The following is a 21,172-nucleotide window of genomic DNA, read 5'->3' on the forward strand; positions in this document are numbered from 1 at the left end:
GTTCACGGTCGTTCGCCGACCCTGCCCCGGAGGTGCCGTGTTCGCTCGCTCCGCGTTGCCCGTCATAGCCGTCGCCGCCGTATCCGCCCTGCTGGCCGGGTGCACGAGTACCAAGTCGTCGGGGTCCGGCGGTTCGGACATCAGCCTGGTGAAGCCCGGGAAGCTCACGACCTGTACCCATCTGCCCTATCCGCCCTTCCAGTCCACACAGGGCAAGAAGATCGTCGGTTTCGATGTGGACATCGTCGATCTCGTCGCCTCGGCGCTCGATGTGCGGCAGGAGATCGTGGACACGCCCTTCGAGGGCATCCAGTCCGGTGAGGACCTCAACACCAACCAGTGCGACGTGGCCGCCGCCGGGATGACCATCACCGAGGTGCGCGAGAAGAACCTGGACTTCTCCGCCCCGTATTTCGAGGCCACCCAGGCCCTGCTCACCGCCAAGGGCAAGCCGTACAAGACCCTCGCCGACCTCAAGGGCAAGAAGCTCGCGGTCCAGCAGGGGACCACCGGCGAGAGTTACGCCCAAAAGCACGCCAAGGGCGCCGAACTGGTCCAGTTCGAGGACCTCGCGCTGCTGCTGACCGCCGTCAAGACCGGACAGACCGACGCGGGGATCAACGACAACGGGGTGCTCTACGACTACGTCAAGGACAACCCCGACACCGCGGTGACGGCCGAGTTCGACACCGGCGAGCAGTACGGCATCGCCGTGCGGACCGGCAATGACGCACTGCGCAAGAAGATCAACGCGGTGCTGGAGGAGGCCCGTGCGGACGGCTCCTACGACCGCGTCTACAAGAAGTGGTTCGGCACCGCGCCCAAGAAATGACGCCCCCGACGGCCGGCCCGGACGGCCAAACGGAACGTCGGAACCGAGGAGTCCCGCACTTATGGCAATGACCCGCCGACAGCGGACGCGGGCGATACGGGCGGTGCAGTACGCCGTGCTCATCGCCCTGCTGCTCGCCATCGTCCTGGCCGCGGACTGGGGTGAGCTGCGGCGCGCGTTCTTCGACGCCGAGGTGGCCCGGTCCCTGTTCCCCGACATCATCACCACCGCCCTGGTCAACACCGTCGTCTACACCCTGCTGGGCTTCGGGTTCGGGCTCGTGCTCGGGGTGGTGCTGGCGCTGATGCGGCTCTCGCGGGTGCCGCCGTACCGCTGGCTGGCGGTCGCCTACATCGAGTTCTTCCGCGGGGTGCCCGCGCTGCTGGTGTTCATCGCGCTGGGCTTCGGGGTACCGCTCGCCTTCCAGGTGGCGCTGGACCGGTATGTCACGGTCATGCTGGCGCTGGGGCTCGTCGGCGCCGCCTATATCGCCGAGACGATGCGGGCCGGCATCCAGGCGGTGCCCAAGGGGCAGATGGAGGCGGCGCGTTCGCTGGGCATGTCCCACAGCCGGGCGATGGCCTCGATCATCATTCCGCAGGCGTTCCGGATCGTCCTGCCGCCGCTGACCAATGAACTGGTGCTGCTGACCAAGGACTCGTCCCTGGTCTATCTGCTGGGGCTCTCCCTGGACCAGTACGAACTGGCCAAGTTCGGCCGGGACGCGCTGAATCAGCATCGCAGCCTCACCCCGATCCTGGTCGCCGGGGTGTGCTACCTGATCATCACCGTTCCGCTCGGCCATCTGGTGCGCCGGCTCGAGGCCCGTGCGGCGAAGGCGAGGTGACCGGAGTGAAGAGGACGACGGAGGTACCCGAGACCGGCGAGGCGGACGGCATCGCCATCCGGGTGGAGGGGCTGCACAAGTCCTTCGGCGCGCTGGAGGTGCTGCGTGGCATCGATCTCACCGTCCGGCGGGGCGAGGTGGTCTGTGTCATCGGCCCGTCCGGGTCCGGCAAGTCGACGCTGCTGCGCTGTGTCAACCTGCTGGAGGAGCCGACCTCGGGTTCGGTCACCGTGGCGGGGACCGAGGTCACCGACCCGGATGTGGACATCGACCGGGTGCGGCGGCGGATCGGCATGGTGTTCCAGGCGTTCAATCTCTTTCCCCATCTGACCGCCCTGGAGAACCTCACGATCGCCCAGCGACGGGTGTTGCGCCGCGACAAGGCGGAGGCGGTGCGCATCGGGCGGGAGACACTGCGCCGGGTCGGCCTGGGCGACAAGGAGTCGGCCTATCCGGCGCAGCTGTCGGGCGGCCAGCAGCAGCGGGTGGCCATCGCCCGCGCGCTGTCGATGGGCCCGGAGCTGATGCTCTTCGACGAGCCGACCTCGGCGCTCGATCCGGAACTGGTCGGGGATGTGCTCGCGGTGATGCGCGCCCTGGCCGACGAGGGGATGACGATGCTGGTCGTCACCCATGAGATGAGCTTCGCCCGGGAGGTCGCCGACCGGGTCGTGTTCATGGACGACGGGGTGATCGTGGAGGAGGGCGGTCCGGAGCGGGTCATCGCCGATCCGGTGCACCCCCGCACCCGGGCCTTTCTCACCCGGGTGCTCAACCCGGCCGCGGCGCGGGTGGAGGAGGCGCCGGACACCGGCCCGCACGGAGCGCGGAGGGACGCCTGAGCATCGCCGCGGCTCTCGCGGCCGGCGGCGGCGGGCAGGCGCGGGCATCCCGCCTCGATGCCTGGCATCCCGCCTCGATCCCTGGGTCTTCCCGGCGACATGAGGCGGCCTTAGGGTATAGAAACCGGTTGCTGCCCGGTCAGGATTCCGCGTGGGCGACGAGAGAAGGGGAGTCTCGATGGCTCGTTCCTCGGGATCGACGGGGCCCACCCTGGCGGTCGTCGCCCGTGAGGCGGGTGTGTCGGTGCCGACCGCTTCGAAGGTGGTCAACGGCCGGGAGGACGTGGCCCCCGACACCCGGCGCCGGGTCACCGAGGTCCTGGACCGCCTGGGGTACATCCGCAGGCCGCGCTGCGAGGCGCCCAAGCCGACCGCGATGGTCGACCTGGTGGTGCACTCACTCGACAGCGCCTGGTCGGGGGCGGTGCTGCACGGCGCCGCGGAGGCCGCGCACGAGGCGGGTCTTGAGGTGGTGGTCTCCGCCGCGGCCACCCGCACCCGCGGCGGCCGGCTCGACCCCGGCCGGCTGGACAAGCTGTACGCGCGGGGCAGCTCGGGGGTGCTGTTCCATCTCACGTCGCTCGCGCCCGCCCAGTACCTCTGGCTCGACGAGCGGCGGATCCCGTTCGTGCTGATCGACCCCGCGGACGACCCGCCGCCCGGGGTGCCGTCCGTGGCGGCCGCCAACTGGCAGGGCGGGATGGCCGCCACCGAGCACCTCATCGAGCTGGGACACCGCCGGATCGCGGTGATCGGCGGCCACGGGCGGACGGTGCGCGACGGTGGCCGGGTCGCCGGATACCGTTCGGCGATGGCGGCGGCCGGGTTGCCGGTGCCGTCCGCGTATGTGCGCTACGGCGACATCAGCGAGGCGGCGGCGCGCCACCGGATGGGTGAGCTGCTGGATCTGGCCGAGCCGCCCACGGCCGTCTTCGTCTGCTCCGACCAGATGGCGCTGGGTGTGTACCAGGCGGTCAGGGAGCGGGGTCTGAGGATGCCGCAGGACATCAGTGTCGTGGGCTTCGACGATCTGCCGCAGGCCCGCTGGATCACGCCCGCGCTCACCACGGTCCGGCAGCCGCTGGCGGAGATGGCGGCCGCGGCGCTGCGCACGCTGGTGCGGCTGATGACCGGCGAGGTGCCGGAGGCCACCCGCACCGAGCTGTCCACCCGGCTCATGGTCCGGTCCAGTACCGCGCCCCCACTCCGGGCTCCGTCATGACCGAGGACTCGAACACTGCACGGATATCCGAACGCACCGGCGCCCTTCGGCGCACCGCCCGCCCCTGTCTCCCGTTCCCGTCCCCGAACCGTGTCTCCGCCCCGTACTGGCCCCCGCTCATCGCCGCACCGATCGCTACGGAGGTCCACCCACCGTGTTCATCGACCTACCCCTGGAGCAGCTGCGCAGCTATCAGCCCCCGCTGCCCGAGCCGGACGGCTTCGACACCTTCTGGAAGCGGACGCTCGCCGAGGCCCGCGCCGCGGAGCTGGACGCGGTGTTCACCGGGACCGACGCCGGGCTGACCCGTCTGCACACCTATGACGTGGAGTTCTCCGGCTTCGGCGGGCACCGGATACGCGGCTGGCTGCTGGCCCCGCGGGACGTGCCGGGCCCGCTGCCGTGCGTGGTGCAGTACCTCGGCTACAGCGGCGGCCGGGGGCTGCCGCACAACTGGCTGCTGTGGCCGTCGGTCGGCTATGCGGTCTTCGTGATGGACAGCCGGGGCCAGGGGTGGGTCCAGCACTCCCCCGGCGACACCCCCGATCCGGTCGGCGGCACCGGGCCCGAGACGCCGGGCAAGATGACCCAGGGTGTCCTGTCCCCGGACGACTACTACTACCGCCGGCTCTACACGGACGCGGTGCGGGCGGTGGAGGCCGCCCGGGTCCATCCGCTGGTGGACAGCGAGCGGATCGTGGTCAGCGGGGGCAGCCAGGGCGGCGCGCTGGCCCTGGCGGCGGCCGGGCTGGTGCCGGATCTGGCGGCGGCGCTGGTGGATGTGCCGTATCTGACGCACATCCGGCGCGCGGTCGAGATCACCGACGCCGATCCCTATGGCGAACTGGCCCGGTTCTGCGCCGGCCGGCGTGATCTGGCCGAGCGGGTGTTCGCCACGCTCGACCACTTCGACGGCCTCAACTTCGCGGCCCGCGCGAACGCGCCGGCGCTGTTCTCGACTGCCCTGCGCGATGAGATCACCCCGACCTCCTGCGGCTTCGCCGCCTATCACCACTACGCCGGCCAGAAGGACATCAGGGTGTGGCCCTTCAACGGCCACGAGGGCGGGTCCACACATCAGCAGGCCGAACAGATCGCCTTCCTGCGGGCGCTGCTGGGCTGAGCGAGTGCGGCGGGCGGCGTTTCGATCGCCACCCGCCGGCCCGCCGGTCCGGGCGCCCGGGTCAGGCCGGTGTCTCCGTACCCGTCCGGCGCCTGTCGGCGTCGGAGAACGCGCACGTCCCCAGGCACAGACGCGCACATCCCCAGGTACCGAAGAGGAGAACCGCTCATGAAAGCGCACCGCCGCGCCAGATGGCTCATGCTGCCCGCCGCACTCCTGCTCGCCCTGCTCCCCACCAGCGCCTCCGCCTACCCCAACCCCGGCCTGGTCACGGGCGACATCGTCGTCCACGACCCGACGATGATCCGCGCCACCGACGGCACCTATCTGCTCTACTCCACCCACGGCGGTCTGGAGGCCCGCACCTCCACCGACCGGATCGCCTTCACCCGCTCGGGCAACGCCTTCACCACCGCGCCCTCCTGGTGGAAGACGTACTCCGCCGACAACGACCCCTGGGCGCCCGACATCTCGTACCAGGGCGGCAAGTACCTGATGTACTACGCCGTCTCGTCGTTCGGCTCCAGCAAATCCGCCATCGGTGTCGCCGGCTCCGCCAGCGGCAAGGCCGGCACCTGGACCGACTACGGCATCGTCCACTCCACCACCAGCAGCAGCGACTACAACGCCATCGATCCCAACCTCTTCGTCGACAGCGACGGCACGTGGTGGCTGTCGTTCGGCTCGTGGTGGTCGGGGCTGAAGATGATCCGCCTGGACCCGTCCACCGGTAAGCAGTACGCGGGCGACAAGACCGTCTACAGCATCGCCTCCCGGCCCACCGGCACCAAGGCGGTCGAGGGTCCCGCGGTCGTCAAGCGCAACGGCTACTACTACCTGTTCGCGTCGTACGACACCTGCTGCGCGGGCACCGCCTCCACGTACAAGATCAAGGTCGGCCGCGCCACCAGCCCCACCGGGCCGTACTACGACAAGAACGGGGTGAACATGCTGAACAACGGCGGTTCCCCGGTGCTGGAGTCCCACGGCCGCTACATCGGCCCCGGCGGCCAGTCCGTGATGAGCGACAGCGACGGCGATCTGCTCGTCTACCACTACTACGACGGCCAGGACAACGGCACCCCCAAGCTGGGTGTCAACCTGCTGAGCTGGTCCGGCGGCTGGCCGACCGCCTACTGAGCCGTCTTCGCCGTCGTCCGCGCGCGCCCCACGGCTCCCTCCCCGCGGCGCGGGGAGGGAGCCACCGCCGATGTCATCGACTGGCTCCCGGTACCGGCGGCGTGGCGTCGAGACGGTGGAACGCGCGGTTGAAGTAGACCAGGCTCTGCCCGCCCGAGCGGGTGCGGATCCGCTCGATGTCGACGAAGAGCACGCTGTGGGAGCCCATGGGGACGGCGTGCGTGACCGTGCCGATGGCGCTCACCAGGGCGTCCTTGAGCACCGGCAGATCGTGCGCGCGGTCCCAGACGTCCCAAGTGAAGCGTTCGGCCATCGGCACCCTGGTGGCCCCGGCGAAGTGCAGGGCCAGGTCCTGCTGGGCGCCGCCGAGCACATTGACGCAGACCCTTCCGTTGGCCCGGAACACATCGTGCATGGCGCTGCCGCGGTTGACGCAGACCAGCACGGTCGGCGGATCGTCGGTCACGGAGCAGACCGCGCTGACGGTGATGCCACAGCGTCCGTTCGGGCCGTTCGTGGTCAAGATGTTGACGGCCGCCGGGAGATGCGCCATCGCCTCCCGGAACTGGGCCTGGTCGGGGCTCACGGCGGGGCCCCTCCTCTCCTGCTTCGGTTCGGTTTCGCTCATGTGGCCGTGTCGTTGTCGTCCGGAGGGGACGTCAGCGCATGAACAGGCCGCCGTTGGCGTCCCAGCAGGCGCCGGTGACCGCATCCGCGTGTTCGGCGGCGAGCAGCACGGCCATGTCGGCGATGAACTCCGGCCGTCCCAACCGCCCTACCGGGACGGCCTGTTCCAGGGCCGCGAGTCTGTCCGGCGGGACGATGTCGCGGACCGCCGGCAGGTCCTGGGGGCCCGGGGAGATGGCGTTCACCGTCACCCCGCGCGGGGCGAGGTCACGGGCGAACACCTTCGTCAGGGTGGCCACTCCCCCCTTGGCCGCCGCGTAGTGCGCACCGGTCGCCGTGCCGCCGTTCTGTCCGGCGAGGGAGGCGATGTTGACGATGCGCCCGTGGCCCCGCCCGGCGAAGTAGGCGCCGAAGACCTGGCAGCCGAAGAAGGCGCCGTCCAGGTTGGTCGACACCACCTGGTGGAAGCTGTCGGGGCTGATCTCCATCAGCGCTTCCGCCTTGGCCAGTCCGGCGTTGTTGACCAGCACGTGGACGGCGCCCCAGCGGTCGGCGAGCTGGTCGCGGACGCGGGCGAAGGCGTCCTTGTCGCGCACGTCCAGGGCGAGTCCGACGGTGGCGCGGCCTTCCGGGTCGAGGGCCGCCGCGGCCTCGGCCGCGGCGGCCTGGTCCAGGTCGGTGAGCGCGACGCGGTAGCCCCGGTCGTACAGCCGGCCCGCGATGCACGCGCCCAGGCCGCGGGCGGCTCCGGTGACGAGCGCGACCCGCGCGGTCTCCGCGGTCACCGGGCCGCCTCCGGTTCGGGCAGCGGGCGGCCGATGCGCGCCTCGATCTTCATATAGCGCCACAGGCCGTGCTCGCCGACCTGGACGGTGCGGAAGAGGTCGCAGGCCGCGGCGACCGTCGGCTGGTCGACGACGTCGGCGAGGACGTAACAGGTCCAGGGCCAGGAGTCGGAGGGGCCGACCATGTGCCGGTCGTCGTCGACGGTGCCGAGAACGGTCACCCCGGGCAGCTCGTACAGCTGGGTGAGCATGGATGTGAAGCCGTCCCAGACGGTTGTGCCCTGGCCCGTGGGCAGGTCGAAGAAGTTCTGGTTGACGCCGACGCAGAACAGCACGCGCAGGGGTGCGCCAGTGGAATCGGGCATGGTGGGTTCCTGTCGTTCAGAGGTAGCCGGGGAAGGGCTGGACGCCCATGAGGACGGCGCCGGCGCCGTCGTACATGCCCTCCTGGAGGAAGGCGTGTTGCGGGACCACCGAGGCGTCGCGCAGATAGCGCTGCATGGGGCCGGCGTCGGCGATGGCGGCGATGCCACCGAGCTGGTAGGCGGCGCGTACGACCTCGAAGGAGGTCTTCGCGAGGTGGGCGGAGGCGAGCCGCAACGCGCTGGTCTGTCCGGCACTCGCGGGGTCGCCCGCGACCACGGTGGCCCACACCTCCTCGGTGGCCTCGTAGAAGAAGGCGCGTGCGGACCGGAGCCGGGCCTCGGCCCGGCCGACCGCGATCCGGTAGGTGGCGCGCTCGGCGGGTTTCGGGGCGCCCGTGTAGCCGGCCCGGCCGCCCTGGGCGATGACGTGGTCGAGCGCGGCCCGCGCCACCCCGAGGCCGACGACGGCCAGCACCTGCGCGGCGTAGGGGACGGCCGGGTAGCGGTAGAGCGGTTCGTCGACGGTGGGTTCACCGCCGCGGACGAACGTCCACTCCTCGGGGACCACGGCCCGCTCGAGCACCAGGTCGTGGCTTCCGGTGCCGCGCATGCCGATGACGTCCCAGTTCTCGGCGATCTCCACCTGACCGGGCCGCAGCAGGGCGGTGCGCGGCCGGCCGCCGCCGTCCGCACCGTCCTTGATGCCCACGCCGAGGATGTCCGCGCCCTTGCAGCCGCTGGCGAACTTCCAGCGGCCGCTGACCCGGTGGCCACCGGGGACACGTTCGGCGGGCTGTACCGGGAACAGCCCGGCGGCGAAGACCACATCGGGCCCGTCGGCGTACAGCTCGGCCTGGGTCTCAGGCGGCAGCGCGGCCAGATAGATCAGCGACGAGCCGAAGCTCGCGACCCAGCCGGCCGATCCGTCCACGGCCGAAATCCGTTCGATGAGCCGGAGGAACGCGGCGGGCGGAAGGGCATCCCCGCCGAATTGTTTCGGTGCGCTCGCCCGGTAGATTCCCGCGCTTTTGAATTCATCGATCACATCCCGCGGCACATGCCGCTTCTCCTCGAATTCGGCACGCCGCCGGGCGACTACGGCCAGCGCCCGGTCGAACGCCGATCCGGAGGGCGACTGCCCCGCGGCCGCCGTTTCGGCGGCATCCAGCGTCTGCGTCATGAGCGAATCTCCTCGCACTGCGAGCGGAACTCCCGCCCGCCTTGCGATCACGCTATGCGCGGCGCCCGACCCGCTGCTATTGGGTGTTGGCTGCATCGCGTAGGGGATTTCCCCTACCCGCGTTCTCGCTTCCGGCCTTTCCGGCTACGGGCCGGCAGGGGCCAGCGGCAGCGCGAAGCGGAAGACCGCGCCGCGCGGCTGGTTGGCCTCGACGTCGATCCGGCCGCCGTGGCGGGTGATGATGCGGTGGCTGAGGGCGAGGCCGATGCCACTGCCGTTCTCCTTGGAGGTGAAGACACCGTCGAAGAGGCTGTCCTCGCGGGGCGGCCCGTTCCCCCGGTCCCGGACCGCGAGTACGGCGGTCCCCTCCGTGCCGCGCCGGGTGGTGACCCGCACCGTGCGCTCCTCCTGCGGACGGCCGGCCATCTCGTCCACCGCGTTGAAGGCGAGGTTCATCACGACCTGCCCGATGAGCACGTTCTCGCAGCGCACCGGCAGCGGTTCGGCGGTGAGGTCGAACTCGACGGCCACCGCGTGCTCCTGGGCGCGCAGCTCGATGAAGTAGGCACAGTCGCGCACGATCGCGTTGAGGTCGGTCAGCTGCTCGGACTGCTCCAGGCGGCCGACGTAGCCGCGCAGACTGGCCAGGATCCGCCGGGCCCGCTCGATCTGCCGGGCCGCGTTGTCCAGCCCCCAGGCCACCGCCTGGTCACCGCTGCCGAGCCGGCCGCGGGCTCCTTCGACAAAGTTGTACGCGGCCGCGAGCGGCTGGCTCACCTCGTGGGCGATCGCCATCGCCATGTCGCCCATGGCGTTGTTGCGGGCCAGGTGGTTCAGGCGCTGGGTGTCGCGGCGGTGCTCCTCCTCGGTGCGCACCCGGTCGGTGATGTCGTAGAAGAGCAGCATCCGGCCCTGTAGATCGCTCTCGATCTCGATGTACTGGCAGGTCGCGGCGTACCAGCGGGGCTCGCCGCCGGGTGCGGCGAACCGGTAGCGGCCCTCGCGGTCGGGGACCGGCCCGCCGCAGCAGTAGCCGGTGAAGTCCGCCCCGTGGATGCCGCCGCCGAGCAGCCTGGCGGCGGACTCGCTGGCGAAGACCACACGGTTCGCGTCGTCGAGGACGACGATCCCCTCGGCCAGACCGCTCAGAAAGGCGCGCAGTCTGCTCTCGGTGCGGAACAGATCGCGTCGCACCGCCTTCTCCTCGGCGATGTCCCGGAACTGGACCAGCACCACCGCTCGTGTGGGCAGGGCGACGCGGATCGCGATGGCCTCGGTGAGGATCTCCTCACCGCTCTTGGACCGGTAGCACCACTCGGTGGCGCTCATGCCGTGCTCCACCGCGTGGCCGAGCCAGCGGTGTCCGAGTTCGCGGCTGTACTGGAGGGCGTTCTTGCTCATGTCCGGCGCCTTGAGGGGCCTGAGCTCGTCGATCGTCCAGCCGAGCAGTTCGCAGGCCGCCCGGTTGGCCCAGAGGATGTCGTAGGTGCGGGCGTCGTGCAGCAGGACGCAGTACTTCAGACCCTGCATCAGGGTGCGGAAGTCGGACGGTGCGAGCCGGTTGGCGGTGGTGTCCCTCATCGGTCCGCCGAGGGCCGCAGCCCCAGTCGGAGGATGTCGTGCACCAGCGTGGCGATGCTCTCGGCGCCGGTCTTCTCCCGGATCCGCGCGCGATGCACATCGACGGTCTTGGCGCTGATGCCGAGCCGGGTCGCGATGCGTTTGTTCGGCGCGCCGTCGACGGACAGCGCGAGCACTTCCCGTTCACGGGCGGTCAGGCGGTTCAGGCTGGTGCGCAACGCGCGCTGTCCCGCGGCCCGCTCGAAGCGTTCCCGGGCGGTGCGCCGTGCGGCCTGTACGACATCGAGCATGTGCTGGGGGTCGTACGGCTTCTCCAGGAAGTCGACGGCGCCGTTCTTCAGGGCGCGTACCGACATCCGGATGTCGCCGTGGGCGGAGACGAAGACGACGGGCAGGGGCGCGCCGGTCTCGTTCAGCAGCTGCTGTACGTCGAATCCGCTGAGCTCGGGCATGCGGACGTCGAGGACCAGACAGGCGGGCTGGTCACGGTCGTAGGCGCGCAGGAAGTCGCGGGCGTCCCGGAAGCGCTCCGAGCGGATGCCGACCGACTCCAGCAGCCAGGCGAGGGATTCGCTCAGCTCCTCGTCGTCGTCCAGGATGTAGACGAGGCTCATCTCAGCCGCCCCGCCGGCGCGTCCGGTCCGGTCCCGGGGTACGGAAGGTCATGCGGCGGTCTCCTTCAGCCGTTCGGCCCGGCGCCACGCCCGGCGGCCGGGGTCCGGAACCGGCGCCGTGGGCGGCGGCCGCCGCCCGCGGGCGTGTTCCGGACCCTCGGTGACCTGGGCGGCGGCGCCCGTCTCCACGATGTCGTCACGGTACAACACGGCCACGGGGTGGCCGAGGTGCCGGCGATCCGGCCGGTGGTCTCATAGGCCGCGCCCGGCCGCACCGAGGTGGGCGGCCAGGGCCGCCCCGACGGCGTCGGGTTCCTCCACCGCGAGATGGCCGGTGGCGACCGTCTTCAGGGTGGCTCCGGGAATCCCCTCGGCGAGTTCCCGCGCGTGGTCGAGGGGGGTGGCGAGGTCGTGGACGCCGCCGAGCACCAGCGTGGCAGCGCCGATCCGCGCCAGCTCGCCGCGCAGGTCGTAGCGTGCCAGGGCATCGCAGCACGCCGCGTAGCCGGCCGGGTCGGTGGTGGCGAGATCGCGCAGCAACTCCTTCCCCACGGGGGTCTCGGCCGTCGCGGGGTCGGCGAACCAGCGGCCCGGCATGGCCGTGAGCAACGCGCCGGTCCCCTCACGCCGCACCAGGGCCGCGCGCTCGTACCAGGGACCTGGCGCCCCGAAGTGGGCGGAGGAGCAGACCAGCGTCAGCGAGGCGACCCGTTCCGGGTGGCGCACGGCGAGCTGGGCCCCGATGGCACCGCCCAGTGAGATGCCCGCGTAGTGGAACCGGTCCCGGCCGTGGTGGTCGACGAGATCGAGCACCGAGGACGCCAGGTCCTCGACCGTGGTACGGCCGGGGCCCGGTGTGCCCGGCGCCGGTCCGCCGGACCTATGGCCCGGCGGACCGCCGTGACCGGGCAGGTCGTAGCGCAGCACCCGGTAATGGCCGGCGAGGGCGGTGGCATGCGGTTCCCACACCGCCGCCCGTGTGCCCAGGGACGGCCCCAGGACGAGCAACGGCGCCTCGGCCGGGCCGTCGATCCGGTGGTGGAGCGGAGGGCGGGGCGTCACGCGACCTCGCCGGCCGCCAGGTCGGACGGATGCTGCGCCAGCGGGGTGACGTCGATCTTCATGTACGGGAAGAGCGGCAGACTCCACAGAACGCGGTGCAGCGCCTCGTTGTCGGCCACGTCGAAGACGCTGATGTTGGCGTACTGCCCGACGCACCGCCAGATGTGCACCCACTCCCCCGACGTTTGCAGTTCCTGGCAGTAGGCCTTCTCACGGGCCACCAGGTCCGCGCGGACCCCGGGGTCGAGATCGCGCGGGATGTCAACGTCCATGCGTACCGCGAACAACACCGGGCATCACGCCTTGTCGAGGATGAAGTCGTGGCGGACCTGGTGGCCGTTGCCGTCCGCCGCCGGGCCCGGGTCGAGGATGAGCTCGGGCTTGACGGCCTGGGCGATGTCGTCCTCGACGTGCCGGCCGCCCCGGAAGTACAGCTGGGTCGTGATGAGCTGGTGTCCGGGCGCCGACACCTTCAGGTGGAGGTGTGCGGGACGCCAGGCGTGCCAGCCCGCGGCCTCGATGAGCGAGCCGCAGGCGCCGTCCGTGGGGATCTGGTAGGGCGCGGGCTCAATGGTGTGGATCGCGAAGTTGCCCTGGTCGTCGGCGACGACCGCGCCGCGCAGGTTCCACTCGGGCAGGCCCGGCGCGAACTGCGAGTAGTAGCCGTCGTCGTCGGCGTGCCACATCTCGATCAGGGCGCCCGCCAGCGGGGTGCCGTCCACGGAGCTGACCTGGCCGTGGAAGAGCAGCGGGGTGCCCGCTTCGTTCTCCCGCATGGGCAGGGTCGCCTCGGCGGGCAGGCGGGGCGCGTCGGGGATGTAGTACGGGCCCTCGATGGTGCCCTTGCTGCCCTCGCGGTTCTCGTTCGCCACTTCCTCCACGACGTGCTCGACCCACACATCGAGGAAGAGCGGCCACTCGCCGTCCTCGCCGACCCGGATCAGCCATGCCTTGAGCGCGTCGTACTCGGCGTAGGTCAGCTTGTGGCGCCGGATGATGTCATGCGTGGCGGCGAGCAGCTCGGACACCAGGGTGTCCACCCGCCGGGTGTCGACGTCGGCGGTGCCGGTCCGCTGCTTGCTGCGGAACTGCTCGGTGGCGGCGGCTCCGGACGCGGCCGCGGTGGCCTGCTCGGCGGGCCGGTCCGGGATGGTCTCGGTCATGGTCTCGTCCCTTGTGTCGTGGTGCGCGTGGTGCACTTCTGTTGCGCGGATCAGCGGTCCTGGCGGTAGCGGGCCAGCTTGTCGGGGTCGATGTCGATACCGAGCCCGGCGCCCTCGCGGATGCGCAGGGTGCCGGACTCGATGGTCAGCGGCTCGGTGAGGAGGTCGTCGGTCATGTCGAGGAAGTTCGACAGCTCTCCGGCGTACCGGGCGGACGTCCGGTGGGCGGCGCCGAAGGTCACGGTGCACAGCGTGCCGATCTGGCCGTCGATCTGGTTGCCCATCACCACCTCGACACCCAGTCCTTCGCATGCGTGCAGCACGCGCTGGGATGCGGTGAAGCCGGTGCGGGCGGTCTTGACGCTGATGGCGGTGGCTGAGCCGCCGAGGAGTTCGCGGGTCACCTCGGCGGCGCGGGTGGCGCTCTCGTCGGCAATGAAGGGGACCGTGGACTGGGCCACCAGCCAGCGGCGTCCCAGTACGTCGTCGGCGGGGCAGAGTTCCTCGGCGAAGGTCAGGCCGAGGTCGCTCATCTCGCGCAGGGCGCGGGCGGACTCGGACGCCGTCCAGCCGCGGTTGCCGTCGATGTACAGCTCGACGTCCGGACCCAGCGCCTGGCGCAGTGCGCGGCAGGCGGCGACGTCGTCGCCGTACGGCCGCCGTCCGACCTTCACCTTGAAGGTGGTGATGCCGTAGGTGTCCCGGATCCGCTCCGCCTCGGCCACCATCTGGTCGGCGGGCGCGAACCCGACCATATGGCTCACCCGCATCCGGTCGGTGTAGCCGCCGAGCAGCCCGGACACCGGCATCTGGGCGGCCTTGCCGAGAATGTCCCACAGGGCCATGTCGATCGCCGCCTTGGCGGTGGGATTGCCGATGGTGCGATCGAGCCTGGCGTGCACGGCCTCGCGCTCGAGCGGCGTCATCCCCAGGATCTGCGGCGCGAAGATTTTGCCGATCACCGCGACGATGGACTCCTGGGTCTCACCGTAGGTGTACGGGCGGGGTGGCGCCTCGGCGGTGCCGATCAGGCCCTCGTCGGTGTGCACCCGTACCAGGACGTGGTCGGCGGTGTGCACCTCGCCGCTGGCGAATTTCAGGGGTTTGGCGTAGGGAATGGCAAAGGGTATTGCCTCCACTTTGACGATCTTCATGCCACTCCTTCAAACCGATGGCGCGTCCTCGGGAATACCGAAAGCGCCTGAATTCCCGCGGGGTTTTCTTTTCCTGTCCCGGGGCCCTCGAATGGGCATCAGCGTAGGGAGTGCACCCCATACACCACAAATACCAGGTTGGGGCGTATTCAGACGCCGCCGATATCAATGCCGCCGACTTTCAATGCCGCCGTTGTCCGTGCCCTCGTTGTCCGTGCCCCCGTTCTCCGTGCCGGCGCGGGCGGCCTTTTCGATGGTGTGGCCGAGCGCGAACAGCCGGTCGAGCCGCTCCGGGTGTCCGATGAGCTGTAGGCCCAGGGGCAGGCCCGCGCCGTTACGGTGGCCCGGTACGGTCAGCGCCGGCAGTCCCAGGAGCTGCCACGGCCGGCTGAGGACGGGGGACCCGGTGGCGGCCAGTCCGCTCGGGGCGGGCCCGAGAGCGGCCGGGCCGAGCACGGCGTCCACGTCGCCGAGCAGGGCCAGCATCGCGGCACGCTCCCGTTCGGCGACGGACAGCGCCCGGCGGTAGTCGGTGGCCGCGATGGAGCGGCCCCGTGCCAGCAGCTCGTTCAGCGGGGTGCTCAGCCGGTCCGGGTGCGCGGCCTCCGCGGCCAGCGACCGGGCGGCCTCGTACGCCATGACGGTGATGTGCGCGTCCACCAGCCGGGGTGTCCGCTCGGTCCAGTCGAGCTCCACGAGCCTCGCACCACCGGCCACGGCATCCTCGACGGTCCGGGTCAGAGCCGCTCGCATGTCCGCCGCCACCTCGCCCAGTTCGGTGCCCGGCCACACGGCCAGCGTGGCGCGCGCGGGCGGTGCGACGAGGCCGGGCAGCCGGTCCGCGCCGGTCAGTGCCGCATGGGCCAGCCGCAGGTCGGCGACGGTCGGGGTGAGCAGCCCCGCCGCGTCCAGGGTGGCGGACAAGCCGGTGAACCCGGCGGTCTCAAGGGGTCCTCCGACGGGTGCCACGAACCCCGCGACCCCGCAGTAGGCGGCGGGCCGGGTCAGCGATCCGGCGGTCTGGCTGCCGAGGGCGAGGGGCACCACGCCCGCCGCCACCGCCGCGGCGGAGCCGCTGGAGGAACCGCCGGGGGTGTGCCCGAGGTGGTGCGGATTCCTGGTGGGGCCGGGGGCGAAGTAGGCGAACTCGGTGGTGACCGTCTTGCCCAGGGGCACGGCGCCGAGCCGCCGGAGCCGGTCGACCAGTACGGCGTCCGATCCGGCCACGTGTCCCAGGCGCAGGGGCGATCCGCATTCGGTTGGCAGGCCGCGGACGTCGATGATGTCCTTGACCCCGAACGGAATGCCCCGCAGCGGGCCGCCCGCCGGTGCGGTGTCCAGCCGCCGGGCGGCGCCCTGTGCCCCGTCCCGGTCGACCCGTACCCAGGCCCGGATACCGGGTTCCGTGGCGTCGAGGCGTTCCAGCGCGCCACCGATCATCTCGCTGGGGCTCAGTTCGCCCGCGGCCACCCGCGCCACCAGGGCGGACAGGGTGGTCTCGGGCCGTGCTGACGGCATGAGGGTTTCTCTCCTTCCGGTCCGGGCGGGGGCCGGTCCGTCGGACTCCGCCACCCGCGACTCCCCAGGGCGGGGCTACAGCTCCAGCACCAGGCGGGGCGTCCTGGCACGGGACACACACGTGGCGATCTGGTCGCCCGCTGCCTTCTCCTTGCGGGTCAGGCAGTTGTCCCGGTGTTCGGGGACGCCGTCGAGCACCGGGAGCACACAGGTGCCGCAGATGCCCTCGCGGCATGAGGTGTCGACCTCGATACCGCCCTCCGCCAGCACCTCGACGATGCTGCGGCCGGGCGGGACGCGGAACACCTCGCCGGTGTCCAGCTCCACTTCGAACTCCTCGCCGACGTCGGCCGTCGGCTCCAGCGACTGGAAGTGTTCGACGTGGACGTGGTCCTCCGGCAGTGCGCGGGTCGCCACGTCGAGGACACGGTGCATGAACTCCTTGGGACCGCAGGTGTAGACGTGCGTCCCGGTGTCCGCGTCCGCCAGCGCCGCGGCCAGCACCTCGGGCTGCTCACTCCTGCCGACCCCGAAGTGGAAGGTGACGTCGGCGGCGAAGTCGGCGTTCTCCAGCAGCGGTACGAACGCCGCCTGCTGCCGGTCGGTGGCGAAGTAGTGCAACCGGAACGGGCTGCCGGTGTGGTGCAGTGCGTACGCCATGCTGAGCAGCGGAGTGATCCCGATACCCGCGGCGACCAGCACATGCCGGGCCGCCGCCGGATCGAGGGCGAAGAGGTTGCGCGGTTCGCCGATGGTGAGTTGGTGCCCCACCCGGACCTGGTCGTGCAACGCGGCGGAGCCGCCCCGGGAGCACTCCTCCCGCTTGACCGCTATCACATAGGACCCGGTTTCGCCGGGCGGGCCGCACAGCGAGTACTGCCGGGTGATCCCGCTCGGGCCCAGCACATCGACATGGGCCCCCGCCTCGTACGGTGCGAACGGACGGCCGTCGCTGCGGCACAGCCGGAAGCACTTCACCGCGGCGGTTTCGGCCGTGATCTCACTGACCGTGACTGTGATCATCACGCGCCCCGGCTACAGCAGGAAACCGGACGCGTTGACGGCGCCGTCGGAGTTGATCAGCCGGATGACCTTCTCCTCGATCAGCGGCCCGGCACCGTCCAGCCGGATCCGGTGTGTCACATCCGCGCCGAGGACGAAGGTCTCCTCCCGCCGGTGGCCCACCAGCACCTGCGCCGAACCCAGCTCGATGACCGCATCGTCGCGATGCCGGACCACGAACCGGGACAGGGTGCGCACGGTACGGGCCGCCGCGACGGCCGAGATCGAGTAACCGGAGGTCAGCCGCTCGATGCGCATCCGGCGCATCCGGTCGTCGTCGTAGACCATGTTCAGCGTGGCGGCGTAGTCCTTGGTCTGCGGATCGATGGGGATCACATACCGGCCGCCGGGAGCCCACAGCCGGTCCCACTCCCGGTACTCCTTGCGGTCCAGCAAGTCGGCCTCGTGCCAGACCAGTTCGATCGCCGAGGCGATCTCAGGGTCCGCCAGGAGTGCGGTGTCAGCGGCCATCGGTCATCATCGCCTTCCACATCGCGTACGCCTCGCGCATTCCGGTCTCGTCGGTGGCGTGCGAGACGCGTCCGTCGCCTTCGTGCCGCTCCCGGGGCAGCCCGCGGTTCACCATGATCGGGAGTCCGGGGCCGGCCGTGGCCCCGCGCTGCACCCGGTCCCATGCCTCGGAGTCGTCGGGGCTGCCGAACCCGAACGGGCCCTGGAAGTGTTCATGGATCCGCAGCCGCTCCCGGTTGACGATCTCCGGTCCGCCGTCCAGGCCCAGCGCCATGTGCCGGATCTCGGTCTCGGCCACGGAGACCGGGCGCAGCACACGGAAGAACGACATGGACATCGCCACGTTCGGGAACAGGTTCAGATTGAATCCCGCGCCGTGCAGGGACCGCACGATGCGCCGTACCTTCTCCGGTGCGAACTCCCGTGACAGCTCCTCGACGATATGGCCGAAGCGCTCCTGCAACTGCTCGGTGCCGTCGTCCTGGTCGAGGTCGACGTGCTCGGGCACCATCACCATGACGCTGTGCCCGTTGCCGAGCGCGTGCGTGACCGCCTTCTCGTCGGTCATGAACGACAGCATCTCCGCGGTCTCCGCGTCCACCGAGGACATCCAGGACCGGTGCACGATCGGGAAGTGGTAGCCGTCGGTGGTGTTCTCCAGCTGGATCTTCCAGTTGCCCTTGAACCGGAAGGTGTGCTCGCCCTGCACCTTGATCGGGTAGCCGGCGCCCTGCTTCATGAACAGGTCCATCCAGTGCCTGGCCGGCCCGAGGAAGTCGGCCAGCGGCTGCACCTCGTGGTCGAAGCTCGCGAAGACCATTCCCGCGTAGCTGTCCACCTTCAGCCGGTGCAGCGGGAAGTCCTTCTTCTCCAGGTCGTCCCCGTAACCGTCCGGGTAGGGGATGCCGCGCAGCTTCCCGTCCAGCGCGTAGGACCACGCGTGGTAGGGGCAGGTGAAGCCGTTCGCATGGCCCCGGGGGGCCTCGCAGACGCTGGCGCCGCGGTGGCGGCAGCGGTTCAGCAGGACGTTGATCCCGCCGCGGCGATCGCGTGTCACGATCACCGGCTGCCGGCCGACCATGGCCGTCTTGAAGTCCCCGGCGTTCGGGACCTCGCTCTCATGCGCCACCCACACCCAGGTGCGGTTGAAGATGCGGTCCATCTCCAGCTCGAACAGGTGCGGGTCGGTGTAGAGGGACACGTCCACCCGGTCGTCCTGGACCAGGGTGGCGATGTCGGTACCGGTGGGGGTGGGGGTGGGTGCGTTCATTCCGGCATGTCCCATGCTTTCTCGGGGTCGTTCCCTTGGCTTTTTTGGGGGTCGTTCCCTTGGCTTCATCGGGGTCGTTCCATCGCGTTCAGCCGTCCCATTCGGCGGCGGCCGTCCAGTAGTCGCTGCCGTCGGCCCGGATGCCGTGTCGCCACTCGGTGGTTCTGCGCAGGTCGGGCTCGACGGCCGCACAGGCGGCGTCCGCGCCGTCCGGGCCCTCCTCGGCGGCCGGCCAGTGCACCCAGTTGACTTCCCTGCCGTCGCGGTCGTGCAGGAACAGGTCCACGTGGTGCCAGCCGTAGTCGCGGATGTCCCGGTAGCAGGTGAGCAGCATCGTCCGGCCGTCGGGTGCGGTCATCGCGGTGCCTCCTGGAGCAGGTCCGACGCGGACGGGCCCAGGCCGGCGTCGAAGAGCCGCTCGGTGCGGAAGTGGCGGATCCGGGCACCGTCCGCCGCGACGCGGAAGGTCACGTCCAGCCTTGCCACGATGAGTTCGGCCGCGCCGGACTCGTACCGGGACACCTGCTGCATCAGCCATCTCCCCCGGACCTTGTCGCCCTCGGCATGGGTGGTGCCGGGGTGGAGCAGATGGGCGTTCGCCCGGAAGTGCGGGTTGGGGGGCAGATAGGCGGAGAGCATCGCCGCGATGGCCGCCGGCCCGGTGGTCCGGCCGAACTTCTCGGTGTAGAGCGGCCCGACGCCTTCCCATACGGCATCCGGGGTGAACAGGTCCGCCAGTGTGCCGGACGCGTCCGGCGGCCGGGGGACGTCGCACAGCTCCAGGTAGCGGGTCAGCGCCTGGTGCGCCAGGTGCTCGGGCGATGCGGCACTGGTCGAGGGCATGCGTGATCGGTCCTCCTTGCTACGGGTGCGGGGGGCTTGCCTTGCCACGAGTGCGGGGGCTGCCTTGCTACGCGGTCAGCTCCGCAGGCTTCCGGCCACGGCCTCGGCCTCGTCTCGTGTCCCGCGGTCGTCGATCGCCTTGGCGCGGGTCTCCGGAGCGGCGGCCACCGCGATGACGGTGACCACGCCCATGCCGACCAGGAACAGGGCGATCGGCCAGGACGCCCCGGCCCAGGCGAGCAGCGCGGTGGCGATGATGGGGGAGAAACCGCCCGCGACCATCGAGGCCAGCTCGTGCCCGAGGGCGACCCCGCTGTAGCGCACCCGGCTGTCGAAGAGCTCGGTGAAGAACGCGGGCTGGGTGCCGATCATCGCTCCGTGACAGCACACGACCGCCACGAGCACCGCGACGAAGATCAGTACCGGGTCGCGTGAGTCGAACATCGCGAAGAACGGATACGCCCACACGATCATCCCGATGGCGCCGCCCAGGTAGACCGGGCGGCGTCCGACCCGGTCGGAGAGCGCCCCGAACATCGGCATGGCGAACGACTCGACCAGCATCCCCACCACGACCGCGCTGAGCACGAGATCGCCGTCCAGCCCGATCTTCGCGGCGTAGGAGAGGCTGAAGGTGAGGAAGACGTACATCGCGCCGTTCTCGGCGATGCGCGCGCCGAAGGTGATCAGCACCGGCTTGGGGTGGGTGCGGATGACCTCGAGGACCGGCAGCTTGGTCTGCTCCGGGGCGGATTTCTTCGAGGCCGTCCGCCGGTACGCGGGGGTTTCCATGACCCGCAGCCGGATCAGCAGTCCCACCACGGTGAGCAGGATGCCGACGACGAACGGGATCCGCCATCCCCACGCCAGGAAGGAGTCGTCGGTGGTCACCGCCTTGACCAGCGAATAGACCGACGCGGAGAGCACGAATCCCAGGCCCACTCCGGTCTGGCTCCAGGCCGAGTAGAAGCCGCGGCGACGGTCCGGCGCGTGTTCGCTCACGATCAGCACACCGCCGCCCCACTCGCCACCGACGGCGATGCCCTGCACCACCCGCAGGGTCACCAGCAGCGCCGGCGCCCACAGGCCGATGGTCTGGTACGTGGGCAGTACGCCGATGAGGAAGGTGGCGACGCCCATGATCATCAGGGTGATCACAAGGATCGACTTGCGGCCGATCCGGTCACCGAAGTGTCCGAAGATCACGCCGCCCAGCGGCCTGGCGAGGAAGCCCGCCGCGTTGGTGCCGAAGGCGGCGATGGTGCCCACCAGCGGGTCGAAGGTGGGGAAGAACAGGGTGTTGAACACGAGCGCGGCCGCCGTGCCGTAGAGAAAGAAGTCGTACCACTCCAGGGCACTGCCGACCAGACTTGCGATCGCCGCCTTACGCACCTCGCGCGGGGCACGATTCGTTGCTGCCATCTTGGCCCTCCATCGGCCGCTCTGCATGAGATCGCGGACTGCGGCTCAG

24 protein-coding genes are annotated in these 21,172 nt (G+C 70.7%); 6 read left to right on the forward strand and 18 right to left on the reverse strand.

The annotated features are described in order from the left end of the window. The first annotated feature begins 37 nt into the window (after positions 1-37). From N6H00_RS02305 to N6H00_RS02330, 6 genes are all read left to right on the forward strand, one after another. Positions 38-832 carry a basic amino acid ABC transporter substrate-binding protein gene (locus N6H00_RS02305; RefSeq protein ID WP_268969818.1) on the forward strand — a complete coding sequence of 265 codons (795 nt, stop codon included), beginning with the start codon at positions 38-40 and terminating at the stop codon, positions 830-832. Positions 833-893: 61 nt separating this feature from the next. Then, positions 894-1,679, forward strand: a complete 786-nt coding sequence (locus N6H00_RS02310) for an amino acid ABC transporter permease (protein ID WP_268969819.1) — start codon at positions 894-896, stop codon at positions 1,677-1,679. 5 nt (positions 1,680-1,684) lie between these two features. Next, on the forward strand, positions 1,685-2,521 hold the full coding sequence (locus tag N6H00_RS02315; RefSeq protein ID WP_329618497.1) for an amino acid ABC transporter ATP-binding protein: 837 nt from the start codon (positions 1,685-1,687) through the stop codon (positions 2,519-2,521). A 178-nt stretch (positions 2,522-2,699) separates the two neighbouring features. After that, the gene (locus N6H00_RS02320) at positions 2,700-3,743 is read left to right on the forward strand and encodes a LacI family DNA-binding transcriptional regulator (RefSeq protein ID WP_268969820.1); all 1,044 of its coding nucleotides are present in this window, start codon (positions 2,700-2,702) and stop codon (positions 3,741-3,743) included. A gap of 154 nt (positions 3,744-3,897) precedes the next feature. Beyond that, a complete protein-coding gene (locus N6H00_RS02325; RefSeq protein ID WP_268969821.1) occupies positions 3,898-4,866 on the forward strand; it encodes an acetylxylan esterase in 969 nt (322 codons plus the stop codon). Positions 4,867-5,034: 168 nt separating this feature from the next. After that, positions 5,035-6,006 (forward strand): arabinan endo-1,5-alpha-L-arabinosidase, encoded by a 972-nt coding sequence (locus N6H00_RS02330; protein ID WP_268969822.1) that lies wholly within the window; start codon positions 5,035-5,037, stop codon positions 6,004-6,006. A 73-nt stretch (positions 6,007-6,079) separates the two neighbouring features. Here the strand turns inward: N6H00_RS02330 and N6H00_RS02335 are convergent, their stop codons facing one another. The 18 genes from N6H00_RS02335 to N6H00_RS02420 form a co-directional block, all read right to left on the reverse strand. Next, positions 6,080-6,592 carry a flavin reductase gene (locus N6H00_RS02335; protein ID WP_268969823.1) on the reverse strand — a complete coding sequence of 171 codons (513 nt, stop codon included), beginning with the start codon at positions 6,590-6,592 and terminating at the stop codon, positions 6,080-6,082. A gap of 73 nt (positions 6,593-6,665) precedes the next feature. Continuing rightward, positions 6,666-7,418, reverse strand: a complete 753-nt coding sequence (locus N6H00_RS02340) for an SDR family NAD(P)-dependent oxidoreductase (protein ID WP_268969824.1) — start codon at positions 7,416-7,418, stop codon at positions 6,666-6,668. Next, positions 7,415-7,783: a hypothetical protein gene (locus N6H00_RS02345; RefSeq protein ID WP_268969825.1), complete on the reverse strand. Its 369-nt coding sequence runs from the start codon at positions 7,781-7,783 to the stop codon at positions 7,415-7,417. The genes N6H00_RS02340 and N6H00_RS02345 overlap by 4 nt, the downstream gene beginning before the upstream one ends. Before the next feature lie 16 nt (positions 7,784-7,799). After that, positions 7,800-8,963, reverse strand: a complete 1,164-nt coding sequence (locus tag N6H00_RS02350; RefSeq protein WP_268969826.1) for an acyl-CoA dehydrogenase family protein — start codon at positions 8,961-8,963, stop codon at positions 7,800-7,802. A 144-nt stretch (positions 8,964-9,107) separates the two neighbouring features. After that, positions 9,108-10,544 (reverse strand): ATP-binding protein, encoded by a 1,437-nt coding sequence (locus N6H00_RS02355; protein ID WP_268969827.1) that lies wholly within the window; start codon positions 10,542-10,544, stop codon positions 9,108-9,110. Continuing rightward, positions 10,541-11,158, reverse strand: a complete 618-nt coding sequence (locus tag N6H00_RS02360; protein WP_268969828.1) for a response regulator transcription factor — start codon at positions 11,156-11,158, stop codon at positions 10,541-10,543. Before N6H00_RS02360 ends, N6H00_RS02355 begins: the two co-directional genes overlap by 4 nt. Positions 11,159-11,206: 48 nt before the next feature. Further along, entirely contained in the window at positions 11,207-11,368 is a 162-nt protein-coding gene (locus N6H00_RS02365) for a hypothetical protein (RefSeq protein WP_268969829.1), read from the reverse strand. Between the two features lie 42 nt (positions 11,369-11,410). Continuing rightward, complete coding sequence (locus N6H00_RS02370; protein WP_268969830.1) at positions 11,411-12,220, reverse strand: alpha/beta fold hydrolase; 810 nt, start codon at positions 12,218-12,220, stop codon at positions 11,411-11,413. Next, positions 12,217-12,492: a muconolactone Delta-isomerase family protein gene (locus N6H00_RS02375; protein ID WP_443072894.1), complete on the reverse strand. Its 276-nt coding sequence runs from the start codon at positions 12,490-12,492 to the stop codon at positions 12,217-12,219. Before N6H00_RS02375 ends, N6H00_RS02370 begins: the two co-directional genes overlap by 4 nt. 24 nt (positions 12,493-12,516) lie before the next feature. Next, positions 12,517-13,383, reverse strand: a complete 867-nt coding sequence (gene catA / locus N6H00_RS02380) for a catechol 1,2-dioxygenase (protein WP_268969832.1) — start codon at positions 13,381-13,383, stop codon at positions 12,517-12,519. A 50-nt stretch (positions 13,384-13,433) separates the two neighbouring features. After that, positions 13,434-14,537, reverse strand: a complete 1,104-nt coding sequence (locus tag N6H00_RS02385) for a mandelate racemase/muconate lactonizing enzyme family protein (RefSeq protein ID WP_268969833.1) — start codon at positions 14,535-14,537, stop codon at positions 13,434-13,436. A 165-nt stretch (positions 14,538-14,702) separates the two neighbouring features. Next, a complete protein-coding gene (locus N6H00_RS02390) occupies positions 14,703-16,055 on the reverse strand; it encodes an amidase (protein ID WP_268969834.1) in 1,353 nt (450 codons plus the stop codon). 75 nt (positions 16,056-16,130) lie between these two features. Beyond that, a complete protein-coding gene (locus N6H00_RS02395) occupies positions 16,131-17,078 on the reverse strand; it encodes a PDR/VanB family oxidoreductase (protein ID WP_268976831.1) in 948 nt (315 codons plus the stop codon). 12 nt (positions 17,079-17,090) lie between these two features. Further along, complete coding sequence (locus N6H00_RS02400) at positions 17,091-17,588, reverse strand: aromatic-ring-hydroxylating dioxygenase subunit beta (RefSeq protein ID WP_268969835.1); 498 nt, start codon at positions 17,586-17,588, stop codon at positions 17,091-17,093. Then, a complete protein-coding gene (locus tag N6H00_RS02405; protein WP_268969836.1) occupies positions 17,578-18,858 on the reverse strand; it encodes an aromatic ring-hydroxylating oxygenase subunit alpha in 1,281 nt (426 codons plus the stop codon). Before N6H00_RS02405 ends, N6H00_RS02400 begins: the two co-directional genes overlap by 11 nt. Before the next feature lie 88 nt (positions 18,859-18,946). Beyond that, on the reverse strand, positions 18,947-19,216 hold the full coding sequence (locus N6H00_RS02410; RefSeq protein WP_268969837.1) for a hypothetical protein: 270 nt from the start codon (positions 19,214-19,216) through the stop codon (positions 18,947-18,949). Further along, a complete protein-coding gene (locus N6H00_RS02415) occupies positions 19,213-19,701 on the reverse strand; it encodes a nuclear transport factor 2 family protein (protein WP_268969838.1) in 489 nt (162 codons plus the stop codon). Before N6H00_RS02415 ends, N6H00_RS02410 begins: the two co-directional genes overlap by 4 nt. A 75-nt stretch (positions 19,702-19,776) precedes the next feature. Further along, positions 19,777-21,123: an MFS transporter gene (locus N6H00_RS02420; protein WP_268969839.1), complete on the reverse strand. Its 1,347-nt coding sequence runs from the start codon at positions 21,121-21,123 to the stop codon at positions 19,777-19,779. Positions 21,124-21,172: the final 49 nt, after the last annotated feature.

The organism is Streptomyces sp. S465, from assembly GCF_026898115.1.
GTDB lineage: Bacteria > Actinomycetota > Actinomycetes > Streptomycetales > Streptomycetaceae > Streptomyces > Streptomyces luomodiensis.